Annotated in this window: 16 protein-coding genes and 1 riboswitch; of the genes, 4 read left to right on the top strand and 12 right to left on the bottom strand. The window is 67.4% G+C overall.

Features of this window, described 5'->3' with window-relative positions; all coding sequences use genetic code 11:
- The 4 genes from ACCD07_RS00505 to ACCD07_RS00490 are packed head-to-tail and all read right to left on the bottom strand — an operon-like array spanning position 1 to position 3,492.
- A complete protein-coding gene (locus ACCD07_RS00505; RefSeq protein WP_413446175.1) occupies positions 1–774 on the bottom strand; it encodes an urea amidolyase associated protein UAAP1 in 774 nt (257 codons plus the stop codon).
- On the bottom strand, positions 774–1,625 hold the full coding sequence (locus tag ACCD07_RS00500; RefSeq protein WP_176651004.1) for an ABC transporter ATP-binding protein: 852 nt from the start codon (positions 1,623–1,625) through the stop codon (positions 774–776). Before ACCD07_RS00500 ends, ACCD07_RS00505 begins: the two co-directional genes overlap by 1 nt.
- 5 nt (positions 1,626–1,630) lie before the next feature.
- A complete protein-coding gene (locus tag ACCD07_RS00495; protein ID WP_353403563.1) occupies positions 1,631–2,485 on the bottom strand; it encodes an ABC transporter permease in 855 nt (284 codons plus the stop codon).
- 8 nt (positions 2,486–2,493) lie between these two features.
- Complete coding sequence (locus ACCD07_RS00490) at positions 2,494–3,492, bottom strand: ABC transporter substrate-binding protein (RefSeq protein WP_176651002.1); 999 nt, start codon at positions 3,490–3,492, stop codon at positions 2,494–2,496.
- 62 nt (positions 3,493–3,554) lie between these two features.
- Positions 3,555–3,667: riboswitch (guanidine-I (ykkC/yxkD leader) on the bottom strand.
- 287 nt (positions 3,668–3,954) lie between these two features.
- Between ACCD07_RS00490 and ACCD07_RS00485 the strand changes: the two genes are divergently transcribed.
- Positions 3,955–5,709, top strand: a complete 1,755-nt coding sequence (locus tag ACCD07_RS00485) for a PHA/PHB synthase family protein (protein WP_413446174.1) — start codon at positions 3,955–3,957, stop codon at positions 5,707–5,709.
- Between the two features lie 13 nt (positions 5,710–5,722).
- Here the strand turns inward: ACCD07_RS00485 and ACCD07_RS00480 are convergent, their stop codons facing one another.
- The gene (locus ACCD07_RS00480; RefSeq protein WP_413446173.1) at positions 5,723–6,823 is read right to left on the bottom strand and encodes an acyl-CoA dehydrogenase; all 1,101 of its coding nucleotides are present in this window, start codon (positions 6,821–6,823) and stop codon (positions 5,723–5,725) included.
- Positions 6,824–6,917: 94 nt separating this feature from the next.
- Between ACCD07_RS00480 and ACCD07_RS00475 the strand changes: the two genes are divergently transcribed.
- Genes ACCD07_RS00475 through ACCD07_RS00465 form a run of 3 tightly spaced genes read left to right on the top strand, consistent with a single transcriptional unit; the run spans position 6,918 to position 9,826 of the window.
- Positions 6,918–7,499, top strand: coding sequence for a TetR/AcrR family transcriptional regulator (locus ACCD07_RS00475; protein WP_413446172.1), 582 nt, complete (start codon positions 6,918–6,920; stop codon positions 7,497–7,499).
- Complete coding sequence (locus ACCD07_RS00470) at positions 7,483–8,889, top strand: nitrilase-related carbon-nitrogen hydrolase (protein ID WP_413446171.1); 1,407 nt, start codon at positions 7,483–7,485, stop codon at positions 8,887–8,889. The genes ACCD07_RS00475 and ACCD07_RS00470 overlap by 17 nt, the downstream gene beginning before the upstream one ends.
- Entirely contained in the window at positions 8,876–9,826 is a 951-nt protein-coding gene (locus ACCD07_RS00465; RefSeq protein ID WP_413446170.1) for an ornithine cyclodeaminase family protein, read from the top strand. The genes ACCD07_RS00470 and ACCD07_RS00465 overlap by 14 nt, the downstream gene beginning before the upstream one ends.
- Here the strand turns inward: ACCD07_RS00465 and ACCD07_RS00460 are convergent.
- From ACCD07_RS00460 to ACCD07_RS00430, 7 genes are all read right to left on the bottom strand, one after another.
- Positions 9,823–10,299, bottom strand: coding sequence for a pyridoxamine 5'-phosphate oxidase family protein (locus ACCD07_RS00460; protein ID WP_176650996.1), 477 nt, complete (start codon positions 10,297–10,299; stop codon positions 9,823–9,825). The two genes, ACCD07_RS00465 and ACCD07_RS00460, sit on opposite strands and share 4 nt — an antisense overlap.
- Positions 10,300–10,313: 14 nt before the next feature.
- On the bottom strand, positions 10,314–10,841 hold the full coding sequence (locus tag ACCD07_RS00455; protein WP_176650995.1) for a flavodoxin: 528 nt from the start codon (positions 10,839–10,841) through the stop codon (positions 10,314–10,316).
- A 40-nt stretch (positions 10,842–10,881) separates the two neighbouring features.
- Positions 10,882–13,371, bottom strand: coding sequence for an EAL domain-containing protein (locus tag ACCD07_RS00450; protein ID WP_413446169.1), 2,490 nt, complete (start codon positions 13,369–13,371; stop codon positions 10,882–10,884).
- Positions 13,372–13,523: 152 nt separating this feature from the next.
- Positions 13,524–13,763 carry a hypothetical protein gene (locus ACCD07_RS00445; protein ID WP_176650992.1) on the bottom strand — a complete coding sequence of 80 codons (240 nt, stop codon included), beginning with the start codon at positions 13,761–13,763 and terminating at the stop codon, positions 13,524–13,526.
- A gap of 128 nt (positions 13,764–13,891) precedes the next feature.
- Entirely contained in the window at positions 13,892–14,266 is a 375-nt protein-coding gene (locus tag ACCD07_RS00440) for a nuclear transport factor 2 family protein (protein WP_176650991.1), read from the bottom strand.
- Between the two features lie 124 nt (positions 14,267–14,390).
- Entirely contained in the window at positions 14,391–15,503 is a 1,113-nt protein-coding gene (locus ACCD07_RS00435) for a GNAT family N-acetyltransferase (protein WP_413446168.1), read from the bottom strand.
- Between the two features lie 54 nt (positions 15,504–15,557).
- Positions 15,558–16,856, bottom strand: coding sequence for a cation:proton antiporter (locus ACCD07_RS00430; RefSeq protein ID WP_413446167.1), 1,299 nt, complete (start codon positions 16,854–16,856; stop codon positions 15,558–15,560).
- Positions 16,857–16,874: the final 18 nt, after the last annotated feature.

The raw sequence follows: 16,874 nt of genomic DNA, 5'->3' as shown, positions 1-16,874 counted from the left end.
CTAGCGGTAGGCAAGTTCGGTGTTGTGGTAGCCGCGCCCGTTCTCCGGGCACGACAGGCGGCAGGCGTCGTCGATGGCGGCCGGGCCGGAATGCCACGCGACGATGGCGACCTTGCCGGGCGCGTAGACGGGCGAGGGATCGAGCGGGTGGGGCGCCGTCGACAGCGCGAGCAGCGTGTCCATCTCGAAGCGCAGCTCGACATAGTCGTTCTGGCGCGAGTGGCCGGGCACGAACTGGAAGCGTCCGCCGGCGTCGACCGTCACCTTGGAAAACAGGTTCACGTTGGGCACCAGGTCGCGCCGGCCCAGGCCCCACTTGCCCAGCTCGATCAGCAGGCTGTCCTTGCCGTTGCGGTGCATCGCGTTGCGGTGTTCCTGGTAGCGCCGCTCGCCGTATCGGGAGCGGATCAGCGCGGCGTCGGACAGGCCGCACAGCGGATCGTGCCAGCCCAGCGTGTCGGCGGAGATGGCGGCCAGGATGCGGCCCATGTCCGAGTACAGCACATGGCCGGCGGTCAGGTGCGCCGTGTGCTGGGCCTTCAGCGTGTCGGGCAGGTTCAGTCGTTCCAGCCGCTCGTCGGCGCGGTACAGCAGGCAGGCCAGGTTGGCGCCGCCTTCGAGATCGATGAAGCGCAGCGTGGTGCCGCGCCGCACGCGGTACGACCAGTGGCCGCCGCCGGGTATCAGTTCGCTCCACAGGATGTCCTTGCCGGCCAGGCCGGGGGCGAGTTCGCGCGCCTGTTGCAGCGCTTCGGGTTCCATCGTTGTAGTCATCACAGGCCTTCCATGTGTTGTGTCGTGCTGCGTGTCAGTTTTTCCAGTTGTTCGAGGTCGGTCTTCATGCCCGACGTGGCGCGGATGCGGTCGAGGATCTGCCGCTTCAGGCCGATGAACTCGGGGCTCAGCTTCAGGTCCTGGTCGCGCTGCGCGCCGAACGGCACCTCGATCACCGAATCGATGCGGCCCGGCCGCGGCGCCATCACCACCACGCGCTGGCCCAGATACAGCGCTTCCTCGACGTCGTGCGTGACGAAGACCACGGTGGTCTTCTCCAGCAGGTAGACGTGGCGTATCAGGTCGTGCATCACTTCCCGCGTCTGCGCGTCGAGCGCGCCGAAGGGTTCGTCCATCAGCAGCACGTCCGGCTTGACCATCAGCGCGCGCGCGATCGCCACCCTTTGCTGCATGCCGCCGGACAGCTCGGACGGATAGGCATGGACCACGTGCGACAGGCCCATCAGCGCCACCAGCGCGTCGGCGCGGCCGGCGGCGAATTCGACGTCGGTCGAGGTGGTGTTGTCGCGGTGGCAGTGCAGACGGCGGCAGAATTTGATGTTCTGCATCACCGTCAGCCACGGATACAGGCTGTAGCCCTGGAACACCATGGCCCGGTCCGGGCCCGGCCCGTCCACCGCGCGGCCGTTGCATGCGATCTCGCCGTCGCGGTACTCCTCCAGTCCGCCCAGCGTGCGCAGCAGCGTCGATTTGCCGCAGCCGGAAGCGCCCACCAGCGTGACGAACTGGCCGGCGGCGATGTCCAGGTCGATGCGCTGCAAGGCCTGCGTGCGGCGCGCGCCGGCGCCGTAGTACTTGTCCAGTTGGCGGATGCTGATCTTGTTGGTCATATCGCTTAGCTCCGCAGGTAAAGCCAGGGGAAGGCGCGCCGGTGCAGCCAGCGGAACGCCTGGTCGGTCAGCAATCCCACCAGCCCGATCAGCAGGATGCCGGTGAAGATCTTGTCGGTCTGCAGGAAGCGCTGCGCCTTCAGGATGGAAAAGCCCAGCCCGGAATTGGCGGCCACCAGCTCGGCCACCACCAGGTAGGTCCAGGACAGGCCCATCATCGAGCGCAGCGTGTCGAGCATGGCCGGGCGGGCGGCAGGGATCAGCACGTGCTGCAGCACTTCGCCGTTGCTGGCGCCCATGGTCTGGGCCGCCTCTATCGACGCCGGCGGCACGCGCGCGATGTCCTGCGCGATCAGCAGCACCATCTGGAAGAAGGTGCCGACGAAAATCACCGTGACCTTGGCGCTTTCGTCGATGCCCACCCACAGCATGATCAGCGGGATGAAGGCCACCGCCGGCAGGTAGCGGCTGAAGTCGGTCAGCGGCTCGAGCAGGGCGCGCACCGGCGCGTAGGCGCCCATCAGCACGCCGAGCGGCATGGCGACGGCGGCCGACAGCAGGAAGCCGCCGAACACGCGCCCCACGCTGATGCCTACATCGCTCAGCAAGTCGTCGGCCAACAGCCATTCGTGGGCGCGCTGCAGCACCTGGAGCGGCGTCGGCAGGAACACCGGGTCGACCCAGGCGCTGGCCGAGAGCACGGTCCAGGCCACGAACGGCAGCAGGAAGCCGAGCGCGGCCAGCAGCACGACGCTGGACCGGCGCAGCTCGCCGCGCACCGCCCAGGGCGAGCGGCGGTTGCGCGGCACGCCGGCGCGCCCGGCAGCGGCGGCCTTGCCGCCAGTGGTGAAGTCCCGCATGGCGCGCCTTATTTCTTCAGCGCGTCGGCCAGCAGGGAGCTGTCTATGCCATGGGCATAGTCCACCGTGCCGTCGACCAGCTTGTTATCTTTGAGGAATTTGTGGATGACCGGGCCGACCGCGACCAGCGACTGCGGCTGGGCCGGGTCCAGCGCGCCGCTGTTGTCGGCGGCGTTGAAGAAGCGGGTGCCGGGCAGGAACACCTTGTATTCATCCGGCTTCATGCCGACCACCTTGGACATGATCTGCAGCGCTTCGGCCTGGTTGCTGCGGATGAATTGCTCGGTGTCGAACCAGGCCCTGATCATCGCCACCAGTTCGGCGCGCTTGGCCTTGTCGGCCAGCGCCTTGCCGTGCGCCACCAGCAGGTCCGGCACCAAGCCGGGCATGTCGCGGGAGGTGAACAGGGCGCGGCCCTTGCCGCTGGATTCGATCTTCGACACCCACGGGTTCCACACCACGGCGGCGTCGACCTTGCCCGACATGAAGGCCGCCGCCGCGTCGCCGGCCGACAGGTTGACGATCTTCACGTCCTTGATGGCCAGGCCGTTCTTGGCCAGCGCGTTGGCCAGCACGAAATGGGAGATGCTGAATTGCTCCAGCGCGACCGACTTGCCCTTCAAGTCGGCGAAGGACTTGATTTTTGCGCTGACCATCAAGGCGTCGTTGCCGGCAGAATTGTCGTTGACGAGGATGGTCTTGAGCGGCACGCCCTTGGCCAGCGGCGTCATGGTGTCGGACCAGGTTTGCGAATTGGCGTCCAGCTGTCCGGCCGACAGCGCGGCGATGGAGTCGGTGTAGTTGGCGAACCAGACCAGCTTGACCTTGGCGCCGTATTTCTTGAAATAGCCTTTTTGATCCGCGACATACCAGGCCACCCAGCCCGGCCAGTCGGACAGGCCGACCTTGACCTCGGCGCGGACGGTGCCGGCGCTCAGGCCCAGCGTCATGCACAACAGGGATGCTACGAAGGTGCGCAGGACGCGCGAGGAGAAACGTGGATGCATGGTCAGGCTCCCGAAAAAATAAAAGGACGAGAGGTGAGCATCACAAATCAAACCATGTGATGACCTCCCGGGCTTTTATCCCTCCGTGGAGTTCCCAACAGCTGCGCTGTTCGAAACCGGCTGCTCTCGGACCAGACATCGCTTGATAGCGACCGGAACCCTAGCGTCCATGCTCAAGAAGTGTTGTTCGACTGTTTCCGCCGCACCTCTCGCTACCTGTCATTGAGCAAGAGCTGTGCCAGCGGCATGCGGGGCGGCCGGGCGGTCGCGGCCGCTTCCATGCACCAATGGCAACCATGCTGCATTGTTATGGTGCGAAATCTTGCGCGCCCCGTGTTCCATTTTGGCGCGCGGAAGCTCGGCTGGTAGCTGAGAGCATGATCGCCGACGTTTTTGACCTGGATCAAATACGTCAGGAACCTCCGCCAACCATAATCGTCCGACGATGATCAAGGAGGGATTGTGGAAAAAACACTGCTGAAGTCCGTATCGAATCCGGTTGGCGCTCCGGCGCCCACGGCTGCGATCGGCAGCCGCAACGTGCTGGATTTGTACCTGCAGAGCCAGGTGGCGCGCATGACGGGCGGCGTGTCGCCGATTGCGATGTCGCTGGCGTTCCACGACTGGTGGCAGCACCTGGCGGTGTCCCCGGGCAAGTGCAGCGAACTGTTGGCCTATTGGAGCGGCGCCCTGGCCGGCGGCGCGCAGGCGGTCGACGTCGGCGCCGACAAGCGCTTCGCCGATGCCGCCTGGCGGCAGTGGCCGTTTTCCGGGTACGCGCAGGTCTTTAAGCACGCCGAGGAGTTCTGGAAGCAGGCCACCTGCGGCGTGGCCGGCGTGTCGTCGCATCACGCCGACGTGGTGGCGTTCACCGCGCGTCAGCTGCTCGATATGTACTCGCCATCGAACTTCCTGTGGACCAACCCGGAGGTGCTGGGCGCGGCGGTCGCCAGCGGCGGGCGCAGCCTGATCGATGGCGCCCTCAATTGGCGCAAGGATCTGTGCCGGCGCCTGGCGCCGCCCGGCGCGACGGTGTCGGAGCCGGTTGGCCGGACCTATGTGCCCGGGCAAGACGTGGCGCTGACGCCCGGCGAGGTCGTCTACCGCAACGATCTGATCGAACTGATCCAGTACGCGCCGCAGACCGCCAAGGTGTACCGGGAGCCGGTGCTGATCGTGCCGTCGTGGATCATGAAGTACTACATCCTCGATCTGTCACCGCACAATTCGCTGGTGCGCTACCTGGTGCAGCAGGGGCATACGGTATTGATGATTTCCTGGCGCAACCCCGACGCCGAAGACCGCGATCTCGGCATGGAGGACTACCTGCGGCGCGGACTGCTGGCCGCGCTGGAGCAGGCCGACCTGCTGTGCGGCGGCGCGCCGGTGCACGCGGCCGGCTACTGCCTGGGCGGCACCCTGCTGGCGATGGGCGCCGCGGCGCTCAGCGCGGGCCACCTGGACGCGCAGGGCAAGCTGGCGTCGCTGACCATGCTGGCGGCGCAGACCGACTTCCACGAGCCCGGTGAGCTGGGCCTGTTTATCGACGACAGCGAGCTGGCCTTCCTCGACGCGCTGATGTGGGACCAGGGCTATCTGGACGGCGACCAGATGGCGGCCTCGTTCCAGCTGCTGCATGCGCGCGACCTGGTGTGGTCGCGCATGATGCGCGAATACCTGCTGGGCGAACGCAGCGCGCCGAACGACCTGATGGCCTGGAACGCCGACGCCACGCGGCTGCCGTTCCGCATGCACAGCGAATATCTGCGGCGGCTGTTTCTGCACAACGATCTGGCCGAGGGGCGTTATCAGGTGGCCGGCAAGCCGGTGGCGCTGGCCGATATCCGCACCCCGATGTTCGTGCTGGGCACCGAGCGCGACCACGTGTCGCCGTGGCGCTCGGTCTACAAGATCCACCTGCTGTGCAACGGGCCGATCGACTTCGTGCTGGCCTCGGGCGGCCACAACGCCGGCATCGTCTCGGAGCCGGGGCACGCCAACCGCAGCTATTACAGTCACCCCGCCAACGTCGCGCCGATCGGCTACACCAGCCCGGAGCAGTGGCTGGAGCAGGCCGAGCACACCGAAGGCTCGTGGTGGCCCCATTGGCAGCAATGGCTGGCGCGCCATTCCGACCGCCAGCGCGTGGCGCCGCCGGCCATGGGGTTGGGCCGGACGCTGGGGCCGGCGCCGGGGCGCTTCGTGGTGCAACCCTGAGCCAGGGACGCGCTCAGCACGGCAGCAGCAAGGAATGCTGGCTGGCGGTGTGGAAGTCGCGCCAGACCCGGTTGATGGCGCTGTCCTGGTGCGCGGCGTACAGGCCGCAGTAGGGGTAGAGCTCGTCGACCGCGGCGCGCGAGGCGGCCACCAGGGCCAGCGAACCGGTCCGCACGGCCAGCATGTCGTCCGCGCCGAGCGCCATGCCGGCCGCCACCGATGCCCAGCTGCGGTCCAGCACATCATAGAAATGCGCGCGGGCGGCGGCGTGGGCCTGCTCCTTGTCGCGCAACAGGGCGGCCACTTCGGGCACCTCCAGCAGCGGCAGGTTTTTCACGGCATGCCGGCGGCGCTCGATGCAGGGCCGCGCCAGCCGCATGAAATGGCTGGCCATGCCCGCCACGTTGGCCGCCAGCGTGACGAAGGCCAGCGAATAAAACGGGTAGCGGTACAGCGGCCCATCCGCCGTGGCGGTGGCGGGGCTGATGGTGAATCCATGCTCCTTGCCCACCCATTGCCCATCGATGCGGTAACTGTGCGAAGCGCTGGCGCGCAGGCCGATGCTGCCCCATGACGGCACGATCTGCACCTGCGCCGCCGGCACCAGGAAGGCGCGGATGCGCGGCGCGCCGTGTTCGTCCAGCAGCGGCTGGCCGCCGGCGCGCAGCACGGCGTTCAAGGTGAAATGGGTGGCCATCGGCGCGCCGCTGGCGTAGTCCCAGCGGCCGGTGATGCGGTAGCCGTCGCCTTCCTGTTCCGCATGGCCGGTGGGCGCGCCGCTGCCGCCCAGGCAGACGCGCGGCGTGCCGATGATGGCGCGCGCCAGTTCCGGCGCCAGGAAGCCGGCAAACCAGCCGGCGCCGGCGCACAGCGTCAGCACCCATCCCATGCTGCCGTCCACGGCCGCGACCGCCTCTTCCAGGCGCACCACCTCCGGCAACGGCAGCTCGGCGCCGCCGCTGGCGCGCGGCGCCAGCATCTTGAGCCAGCCGCGCCGGTGCAGCAGCGCCTGCTGGACGGGATGGAGGAAGCGGGCGGCGTCGGCCAAGCCTGCGTAGCGCTCGATACGGCGCGTGTCGCGCGCGCCCAGGGGCGAGGTGGTTGGCAATGTCATGCGGAGCTTGTGGCGGTGGCAAAGTCCGGCATTTTCTCATCTTTGAGATGTCAAACGGGTTGACGGCGGAATTATTCGTGTATACGCTGTATACATGGCTCATCCAAACACCCAGCAGAAAATCGTCGAAGCGGCGCGCCGGATACTGGAGCGGGAAGGCGCGGCCGCCGTCAGCATGCGCCGCGTGGCCGATGCCGCGGGCATTACGCCGATGGCGATCTACCGTCATTTCGCCAACCGCGAGGCGCTGCTGAAGCATATTTCCGACGAGGCCTTTGCCGCGGTGGCGCAGCAGTGGCTGGGCCAGGCACGGCATCCGGACCTGATGCACAGCCTGTTGCATTCGATGGAGAACTACCTCGATTACGCGCTGCGGCAGCCGCATCTGTTCGACTACAACTTTTCGGTCTCGCGCGACGATGCGCGCCGCTTCCCCGACGATTTTCGTGACCGCCAGTCGCCCACGCTGAATGTGATCGCCGACCTGCTGGCCGAAGGCATCCGCCTCGGCCTGCTGCGCGACGGCGATCCGTGGGACCTGGCCATGACGTTGTGGGCCCAGGCCCATGGCCTGATCGCCCTGTACCGGGCTGGCCGCTTCAGCTACGACGAGGCGCGGTTCCGCGCCTTCTACCTGCAATCCTTCGGAGTACTGTTCGATGGCATCAAACGATAAACGCGCATTGCTGGCATGGACGCTCGCGGCCACCATTCTGTCCGGGGCGGCGTGGTGGCTGGGCACGGGACTGGCGCCGCAGGCGTGGCTGACCTGGCTGGCGCCGTTGCCGCTGCTGCTGATCGCGCCGCGCCTGCGATGGCAATATGCCGGACTAGCCGCCTTGTGCGCCGGTGCATGCGCCGGGCTCAACCTGTGGCATTATCTGTGCGGCGTGATCGGCCTGCCAGTGACGATCGGCGTGCTGGTCGCGGTTGGCGCGGCGCTCAAGTTTGCGCTGAGCCTGCTGTTGCACCGGTATTTTTTGCTGTCGGGCCGGCCGGGGCGGGCGCTGCTGGCCTTTCCCGCGCTGTGGGTGGCGCTTGATTATCTTGGGTCGCTGGGCTCGCCACACGGCGTGTTCGGCACGCTGGCGCACAGCCAGGTGGACGCCTTGCACGTCCTTCAACTGGCGAGTCTGACGGGGTTGTGGGGCGTCTCCTTTATCGTGCTGCTGGCGCCATCCGCGCTGGCCGTTGTGCTGCTGCCGGATGTGCCGCCGCGTCAACGCGCGCTGGCCGGCGGCGTTGCTGCGCTGCTGGTCGTTGCGACCTTCGGTTTCGGCGCCGTGCGCTTGCAGCAGCCGGCAAGCGGCAGCATACGCATCGGCCTGGCGTCGCTGGACGGACCGTTCCGCGCATCGCTGGCCACGGCGGAAGGCAAGGCGCAGCTGCAGCGCTATCTCGCCGTGATCGACAAGCTTGCCGCGCAGGGCGCGCAGGCGGTGGTCTTGCCGGAGACGGCGTTCAGCACCGATCAGCCCGCGATTCCCGAACTGGCGGCCAGCGCGGCGCGCCACCGGATCTGGATAGACGCCGGCGTCGCGCTGAAGGGTCGCAATCAGGCGCTGGCGTATGGGCCGTCGCCGGCCGTCGCCGCCGGCTATGCCAAGCACCATTTGATACCGGGGCTGGAGGGCCAATACCAGCCGGGAACGGACTACGCCATGCTGGCCGGCACGCGGACCGGGCTGGCGATTTGCAAGGACATGGACTTCCACGACACCGGCCGCGCCTACGCCGCGCGCGGCGCCAATCTGCTGCTGGTGCCGGCCTGGGACTTCGACGTCGACGGCACGATGCACAGCCGCATGGCGGTCCTGCGCGGCGTCGAAAATGGTCTGGCCATTGCCCGCGCGGCCAAGCGCGGCAACCTGACGCTGTCGGACGACCGTGGACGCATCGTCGCGGAAACCAGCGACGCGCAGGGCAGCGCGCAACTGGTCTCCGATTTGCCCTTGCATCAGTCCCGCACGCTGTACGCGCGCTGGGGCGACTGGTTTGCCTGGCTGGACCTGTTCCTGCTGGCGATGATCTTGCCGCCACGAAGGAGGAAGCGTGAAAATACTTGAAGCGGAACAGGTCGACCGGGCGCTGGATTTCCCCAGCCTGATCGACGCCATTGAAGCGGGATTCCGGGACGACTTCGGCATGCCGCCGCGGCAGGTGTTCCAGCTGGCGGGCAAGGACGCGTCGTCGCACGACGGCTTCGCGCTGCTGCCGGCGTGGAACGACACGCTGATCGGCGTGAAGGCCTTCACCTATTTTCCGGACAACGAGGCGGCCGGCTTCGCGTCGCTGTATTCGAAGATCCTGTTGTTCGACCGCAGCCATGGCGTGCCGCTGGCCCTGGTCGACGGCACCGCCGTGACCTACTGGCGCACCGCCGCCGTGTCGGCGCTGGCTGCGCGCCTTCTTTCCCGGCCGGACTCGGCCAGCCTGCTGTTGCTGGGGACCGGCCGGCTGGCCTCGTTCCTGGTGGCCGCCCACCTTGCCGTGCGCGATTTGCAACGCGTCTTTCTATGGGGGCGCGATGCGGTAAAAGTTCTGGCGCTGCAGGCCCGGCTGCAGGCCGCCCATCCGGCTGTCGAATTTGTCTGCGCGCAGGATCTGGCGCAGTGCGCGGGCGCGGCGGACATCATCGTCAGCGCCACGGGCGCGGCCACGCCGCTGCTGTTGGGCGCATGGGTCAAGCCGGGCTGCCATGTCGACCTGCTGGGCAACCACAGCCCCGACCGGCGCGAGTGCGACAGCGCGCTGGTGGTCGGCAGCGCGGTCTATGTCGACAACCGCGACAACGTGCTGCGCGAAGCCGGCGAATTGCTGATCCCGATCGCGGAGGGCGTGTTCAGCGCCGACGCCATACGCGGCGAGCTCAAGGACTTGTGCCGCGCCGGTCCGGCCGGGCGCGACAGCCCGGATCAGATCACGCTCTTCAAGTCGGTCGGCACGGCGCTGAGCGACCTGATCGCGGCGCAGCTGGTGTTGAAAAACACCGAAGCAGATTAAATCCCGGGCAATACTTCATAGAGCTCGGTGTGGCCGAAGCCCTGTTCGTAGTCCAGCACCGAGATCACCGACGGCGTGATGCGTACGAAGACGGCGCCGGGCCAGGTGACGGCGCCGGCCTGGACGAACTGGCGCAGCTGCGGGAAGCGGAACAGCATCAGGTCGGCCGCGTGCGCATTCTCGTCGGCGCCGCTGACCATCTCCGCGCGGCCGGCCAGCGACAGGCCGCGGATATGCCGCCAGTCGTCGTAGGGCGGGGTGATGGTGGCCGATACCTTGTCGTGCTGGCGGATGTTGTGCGCCTTCTGGCTGTCCAGGCCGATGCCGGCGTACAGCGTCAGGCCGTCGTGGACGAAGCTGACCACGGTGGCCTGGGGATAGCCGTCCGGGCGCAGCGTGGCCAGCGTCATGTCGTGGGTGCCCCCGAGCAGGCTGAGGACGAATTGGCGATGGGTGCGGTCCAGTGGTTGCATGGGGCCTCGCGGGTTCAAACGGGACGGGCCAGCGATTCCGCCGCCGTGGCGGCTTGCTCGCTGTCGCGCACGGCCACCAGTTCGTTGGCGAAGTCGGCCAGGGGCTGGGCATGGCGGCCGGCCAGCACGTCGGCCTGGCGCAGGCACAGGCTGGCCACGGGCAGCTTGTTGCACATGTCCGCCATCGCGCTCAGCACGTTGTGGCCGCCGCTGCCGCCCATGGTGCAGAACAGGCCGATACGCCGGAAGTGCTCGCGCTGCTGCAGGATGTAGCTGCGCATCGGCGCGCTCATGTGCCCGGCCCAGACCGGGGTGCCCAGCACGATGAACGGGTAGTCGGCGGGACGGCGCTGCGGCGGCACGATCTCTGCCGGCAATTGGCGCAAGGCTTGCCATGCCGAGCGCACATAGCCGCCGGCGCCGCTGCGCGGGCGCACGTCGAGGATCTGCTCCAGGTCCGCGCCGCAGGCCTGGGCCAGCTCGGTGGCGACGCGGGCGGTGACGCCGGTGCGCGAGTAGTACACGATCAGGCAAAGTTTCATGGCGCCTCCTTTTTTTCCGCATCGACCAAGGCGGATAATGTCAAGGGGTTGGACCGCTGCGCGCCGCCATGGTTCCCGCCAGCCAGGCGTCGAATTGGGCCGCCGGGCAGGGACGCAGATACCAATAGCCCTGGCCGTAGTCGCACCCCATGGCGCGCAACAGCGCATGCTGCTGCGCGTTCTCCACGCCTTCGGTGACCACGGTCAACTGCAGGCCGTGCGCCATCGCGATGGCCGCGCGCACGATGGCGGCGTGCTCGGCTTCGTCGCACAGCGGCCGGATCAGGGAGCGGTCGATCTTCAGTTCGTCGGGGTTGAAGTGGCTCAGATAGCTCAGCGAAGAATAGCCGGTGCCGAAGTCGTCGATGGAGATCTGCACGCCCAGCGCCTTGATCTGGTGGCAGATGTCGCGGTTGTGCGGGTTATCGCCGAGCATCAGGTGTTCGGTGATTTCGACGCACAATCGTTCCGGCGGCAAGCCCGACGCGCTCAGCGACTGACGGATCAGCTGCATCAGCTTGTGGTCGCGGAACTGCGATGGCGAGACGTTGATGGACAGCCGCAGCGGCTCCGGCGCGGTGGCCGGCCAGACCGCCGCCGCGCGGCAGGCCGCCTGGAACACCCAGGCGTTCAACGCGGCGCCCAGGCCGATGTCCTCGGCCAGCGGCAGGAACTGGTCCGGCCCCAGCAGCCCCAGGTCCGGATGGTTCCAGCGCAGCAGGGCTTCGGCCGCGCGCGGGCGCGACGAGTCCAGCGCGACGATGGGCTGGAAATACAGTTCGAACTCCTGACGCTCCAGGGCATGGCGCAGGTGGGCGCCCAGCCGCAGGCGCTGCTCCATGCCGCGCGTCATGTCGCGCCGGTAAAATTGCAGGTTGTGGCGGCCCTCGGCCTTGGCCGCGTACATGGCGCTGTCGGCATAGCGCAGCAGGCTGCGGGAGTCCTGCGCGTCGTCGGGAAACAGGCTGGCGCCGAGGCTGATGCCGACCCGCAGCTCGTGGCCCAGCATGTGTATCGGCTTCAGGCATTCGGCCTGCATCTTGGCGGCCACCTTCATGACATCCTCGAGGTCGGCGATCTCCGGCAGCAGCAGCACGAATTCGTCGCCACCGAGACGGCCGACCATGTCCGACACCCGCACCGCCGCGCGCAGCCGCCGGCCGATCACGCGCAGCAGTTCATCGCCGGCCTCGTGGCCGAGGCTGTCGTTGACGTGCTTGAAATAGTCGAGGTCCAGGAACACCACGGCCAGGCGATGGCCGTGGCGGCGCGCCAGCGCGATCTGGCGTTCGATCTCCTCGCTGATCGCCGCGCGGTTGGGCAAGCCGGTCAGGGCGTCGGAATGGGCCAGCCGCGCCAGCCTGGCCTCGGCAAGCTTGCGCTCGGTAATGTCATGCAGCTGAAACAGCATGCCGCCGCCATCGTCCGGCCGCAGCAGCGAGACGCTGACCAGCGCCCACACATCGAGGCCGCCTGCGCGCAGATGTTGTTCAAACTGGACGGTGGCGCCGTGGCCGCCGTGCAGCAACTCGAGATGGGGCGCGGCGCCGGCCTCGTCTGCGGCGTAGTCGTCCAGCTTGCGGCCGGTCAAGTTATCGGGGGCGACGCGCAGCAGGCGGCACATGGCCGCGTTGACCTGGACGAAGCGGCCGTCCGCCGCCGCCAGCGCCATGCCGCCGGGCGCCAGGTCGAAGGCGTTGCGGAAGCGCTCCTCGCTCTGGCGCAGCCGCTGTTCCGCTGCCGCGCGCTGCTGTATGTCGCGCAGGACCATGACCGCGCCCAGCAGTTTTCCCTGGTTGCTGTAGATGGGCGCGACGGAATCCTCCACCACGTGCGATTCGCCGCCGCGCGGGACCAGCCGGAGGCCCTGCGGCATCGCCGGTCTCGGAGCGGCCGACAAGACCTGGCGCAGCGGCGAGGGCAGCGGATTGCGGTCGGCGTCCTGCAACTGCAGCACGCGGTCGATGTCCTGCCCCTGCGCCTCCGTCAGACGCCAGCCCACCAGTGTTTCCGCGGCGGGGTTGAGAAAGCGCACGCGCGAGGCGGCATCGGTGACGACCACGCTGTCGGCAACGCCGCGCAGGGTCGCCGCATACCATTGCAGGGCGTCGCGCAATTGCTTGTCGGAGCGGCCTTTGGCGAGGGATACCTCGATCTGTGCGTACAGCTCGTGGAGCTCGAAGGGTTTGCTCAGATAAGCGTAGGGATGGGCGCGCAACGCGAGTTCGATGGTGTCGGGATCGTTGTTGGCGCTGAGGAAGAGCAAGGGCGTCTCCAGCCTGCCGCCGATTTCCGCCGCCGCGCGGATGCCGCTGATCTCGCCCGGCAGCAGCGCATTGATCACGACCACGTCGGGCCGCAGCGCCGCCGTCGCGTCGATGGCCGCGGCGCCGGTGTCGGTGCGTCCGCAGACATGGTAGCCAAGCGAGCCCAATTGGCCGCATAGCTCTTCCGCAGCGGCGTGCTCGTGCTCGACCACCAGTATCCGTGTGGCCGCGTGCACCACTGTCGGATCGCCGGTTGCCGCCATGAGGGTCTCGCTGTTCGCTATTTACCCAACCATCGTCGACTGTCATCGGATCGGTGTCTTGATCTGTGTCAGGCGTACGCAATTTTGGGGCCAGCGCGGCGGAGTGGTGAGTCAGACGGCTGCGGCGGACCGGCAGCCGTCCCAGCTGCCGGTCAGCGTGCCGGCGGCGTTGCCGGTGGCGGCGTGTCGGCCGGCGGCGTGCTACCTGCCGGTGGCGGCGTCACATTGCTGTCGGTGGCAGGCGGCGTGGCGGCTGGCGCAGGGGCCGGCGCCGGTGTAACGACTTCAGGAGCCGGCGGCGTATCCACTTCCTTTTTCTGGCATCCGGTGACGGCGGCTGCCGTCAGTATCAATGCGCAGGCAAATTTGGCGGTGACGTGGAGCTGTTTCATGGCTGTTTCCTTGTGGGAGGGATCGAGCCTTATGCTAGCTATTCCTGAGTTTGCGTGCCATCGGCGTGCTTGCAGCGCGCGTGTAGGACTGGTCCGAGGCTCGCGGAATACAAGAGTCCGGATAGAAACTACGTCGCCGCCTGGCCGTGGAAGGCCTTGTTGGCGATCTTCCAGCCCTGTTCGGTTTTCAGCAGCACGAAGTAGTCGACAAATTTCATCGCGCCGTGCTCCAGCGTGATGCGGGCGCTGGCGGCGCTGCCGTGCACCTCGATCCAGTCGACGCTGCGCTTGCGGGTTGGCTCGTCGGCAGCCGGCGTGCCTTTGAAACGCTCGCAGTACACGTCCAGCGGCCAGGAGGTGAATACGCCGTCGCGCATTGATTCGATATGCGCGCTCGGCAGGAAGGCCTGGCGCATGAAGGCGGCGTTGTCCTGGGCGTGACCCTGGAAGTAGTTGTGTACGGGTTCCAGCGCGGCCAGTTGTTCGTCGTTAAAAGTAGTCATGAAGTCTCCAGTTGGAGAGCGCATCCTACGCGACGGCGCTCTTGCCGTGACCGCGCCGCGCGCATAGCGGGTATAGGCCGTGGCGCATGATGCGCCCGGCCACATGACAAGGTTCTTTGAAAAGCTATCTTTTTTTGTTCTTCTTGAGCCAGTCGATGGCGCTGGAAAAACCATGGTGCAGCTGACTTGCCAGGCGGTTCCTCAGGTTGCGTCGCATCAACAGCAGATGTGCGCGCTGCACGGTGACGTTGGTGGACTGGTAGCTGTGGCCGGGCGTGCCGTAGCCCAGGTCGATCATTGAGAAATGGCGCCGGTCGCACAGGTCTTCGATCGCCAGGTGCAGCATCGTGGTGCCGACCGATAAATGGTCGAGCGCGCTGTCGTGCAGGATGTTGAACAGATAGAGCGTGCCGCCGGAACGCAAGCCCAGCATCAGCGCGCAGGCCTGGCCGCCGCAATCGAGCTGATAGCAGAGCAGCATGCCGCGCCGGGCGAAGCCGAGCAGGTCTGCCTCGGTCCACAGCTCGCTGCGGTGCGCGGGCGTGGTCAGCGCGGCCAGCGCGGTGCGCAGCATGTCCAGTTGCCCGGGATGCTCGATGCAGTGGAAGTCGAGCCGGCCCTGGCCGTGATCGCGCAGCTGGCGCTGCTGGCGCTTGAGGTTGTAGCGCCGCTTGGAGCTGAACTGCGACAGGAAGTGTTCGAAGGTGGCCGGCAGCGGTATCTGGTGGCAATCGCGCCAGTCGTTGAGCAGATGCAACTGGTAGCCGCGGGCGAAATCGCCGGTGCCGCTGATGCAGCGCCACAGTGTGCTGTCCTGCGGCAACGCGGTCAGCGACACGGCCTGGTGGCGCGGGTATTCGGCCAGCAGGAAGCGCAGCAGCAGCGCGAACAGCTCGGTCCGCGCCGGCATCAGCGGCGCGCTGCCCAGCAGTACGATGCTGGGGATGGCGACGCGGGCCAGCTGGCGCCGGCCGGCCGCGAAGTTGAAACTGTGCCGGCGCAGCGCGATGGGGATGACGCCGACGATGGCGCCGCCGGCGCGTTCGCGCAGCAGCAGCAGTTCCGGCGGTCCGTCATCGGCGGCGGTGGCCAGCAGGTAGTCGAAAAATTCCGGGCTTTGGTACAGCCGCCCGGGGCTTTCGCTTTCCGCCAGCAGTTCGCGCCAGCGCAGCAGCAGGCCTTGGTCGCCGACCCTGTGGCTGGCCCTTTCGATGTGATAGTTGTCTGCGTCGCTCATCGCAAGACGATCCCACAGGTCGGGCGGTCTGTTGTTGACGCAGGTCCAATCGGCTCAAGTTCGGCGCCAGAGGGTGTCCATCAGCGGCTTGACGCTGAAACCGTGGACCAGTATCGACAACATGACGACAAACAGCGCGATGCGCGTCAGCTGCTCGGCCAGCGCGGCGGGCAGGCCGGCTTCGACGGCGAACATCAGGTAGAAGATCGAGCCGATGCCGCGCACGCCGAACCAGCCGGTCATGGCGCGCATGCGCATGCTGGTCGCGCTGCCCGCCAGCCCGGCAAACACGCTGAGCGGACGGGCGACCAGGAACAGGAAGGCGGCCGTGCCCACGGCCTGCCAGTCCATTTGGCGCAGCGAGATCATGCCGCCCAACAGCAGCACCAGCGTCAGCTCGGACAGGCGCTCCAGGTGTTCCTTGAACGCCAGCGCCTCCGTGCTGACCACCTGCGGCGCCTCGTGCGTCTCGCTGGCCTGCGCGACTTCGGATTTGGCGGTGTCCGGCTCCATCAGGCCGTGGCGGTCCTTTGGCGCGCCGGCCAGTATCAACTCGGTCTGGCGCAAGGCGACGGCGGCAAAGAACACGGCCAGGAAGCCCGAGGTCTTGCACAGGCTGGCGACGCCGTAGACCACGCCGATCATCCCGAGCCCCACCAGATCGTCCATGATCTCGTGCTTGGGCTCGACGATGCGCAGCTGCCAGCCCAGCCGGGCGACGCCGGCGCCGGCCGCCACGCCGACCAGGATCGCCCCGATGGTGCCCCACAGGACGTCCACCAGCAGCCAGTGCAGGTGATGCCCGCCGGCCTCCGGCAGGCCCAGCATGCCGAGGCCCAACAGGACGAAGGGGAAGGCGCTGCCGTCGTTCATGCCGGCTTCGCAGGTCAGCGTGAAGCGCAGCTGGTCCTTGTCGCCCGCGTGGCGCACCTGGACATCGGTGGCCAGCACCGGATCGGTGGGCGCCAGGATCCCGCCCAGCAGCACCGCCGCGCCGGCGGGAAGCTGCAGCACGTAGTAGCCGAACAGGGCGACCAGCGCCACGGTCAGGGTCATGGAAATCCACGCCAGCCGCAGCGGAGCGTCCCAGCGTTTCAGCTTGAACGGCACCGGCATCTTGATACCGGCCGAGAACAGCGAAATCAACAGCGCGATCTGCGCCATGATTTCAAGCAGGGCGGATTCGCGCTTCGGGTCGAAGCCGAAAATATTCAGCAAGGTCGGGCCCAGCAGGATGCCGACGCCAAGGTAGACGATGGCCGAAGTAAAGGGCGAACGCGAGATCGTCGTCGCCGCCAGTCCGCGCGCCAGCATCAGGCAGCCGACCAGCAGGAACCATTGATTGGTACTCATGCGGTCTCCTTCGCAATG

Origin of the sequence: Duganella sp. Dugasp56 (genome assembly GCF_047304105.1) — a bacterium.
Lineage (GTDB): Bacteria > Pseudomonadota > Gammaproteobacteria > Burkholderiales > Burkholderiaceae_D > Rugamonas > Rugamonas hordei.
This window is presented reverse-complemented; position numbering and strand designations above follow the sequence as displayed.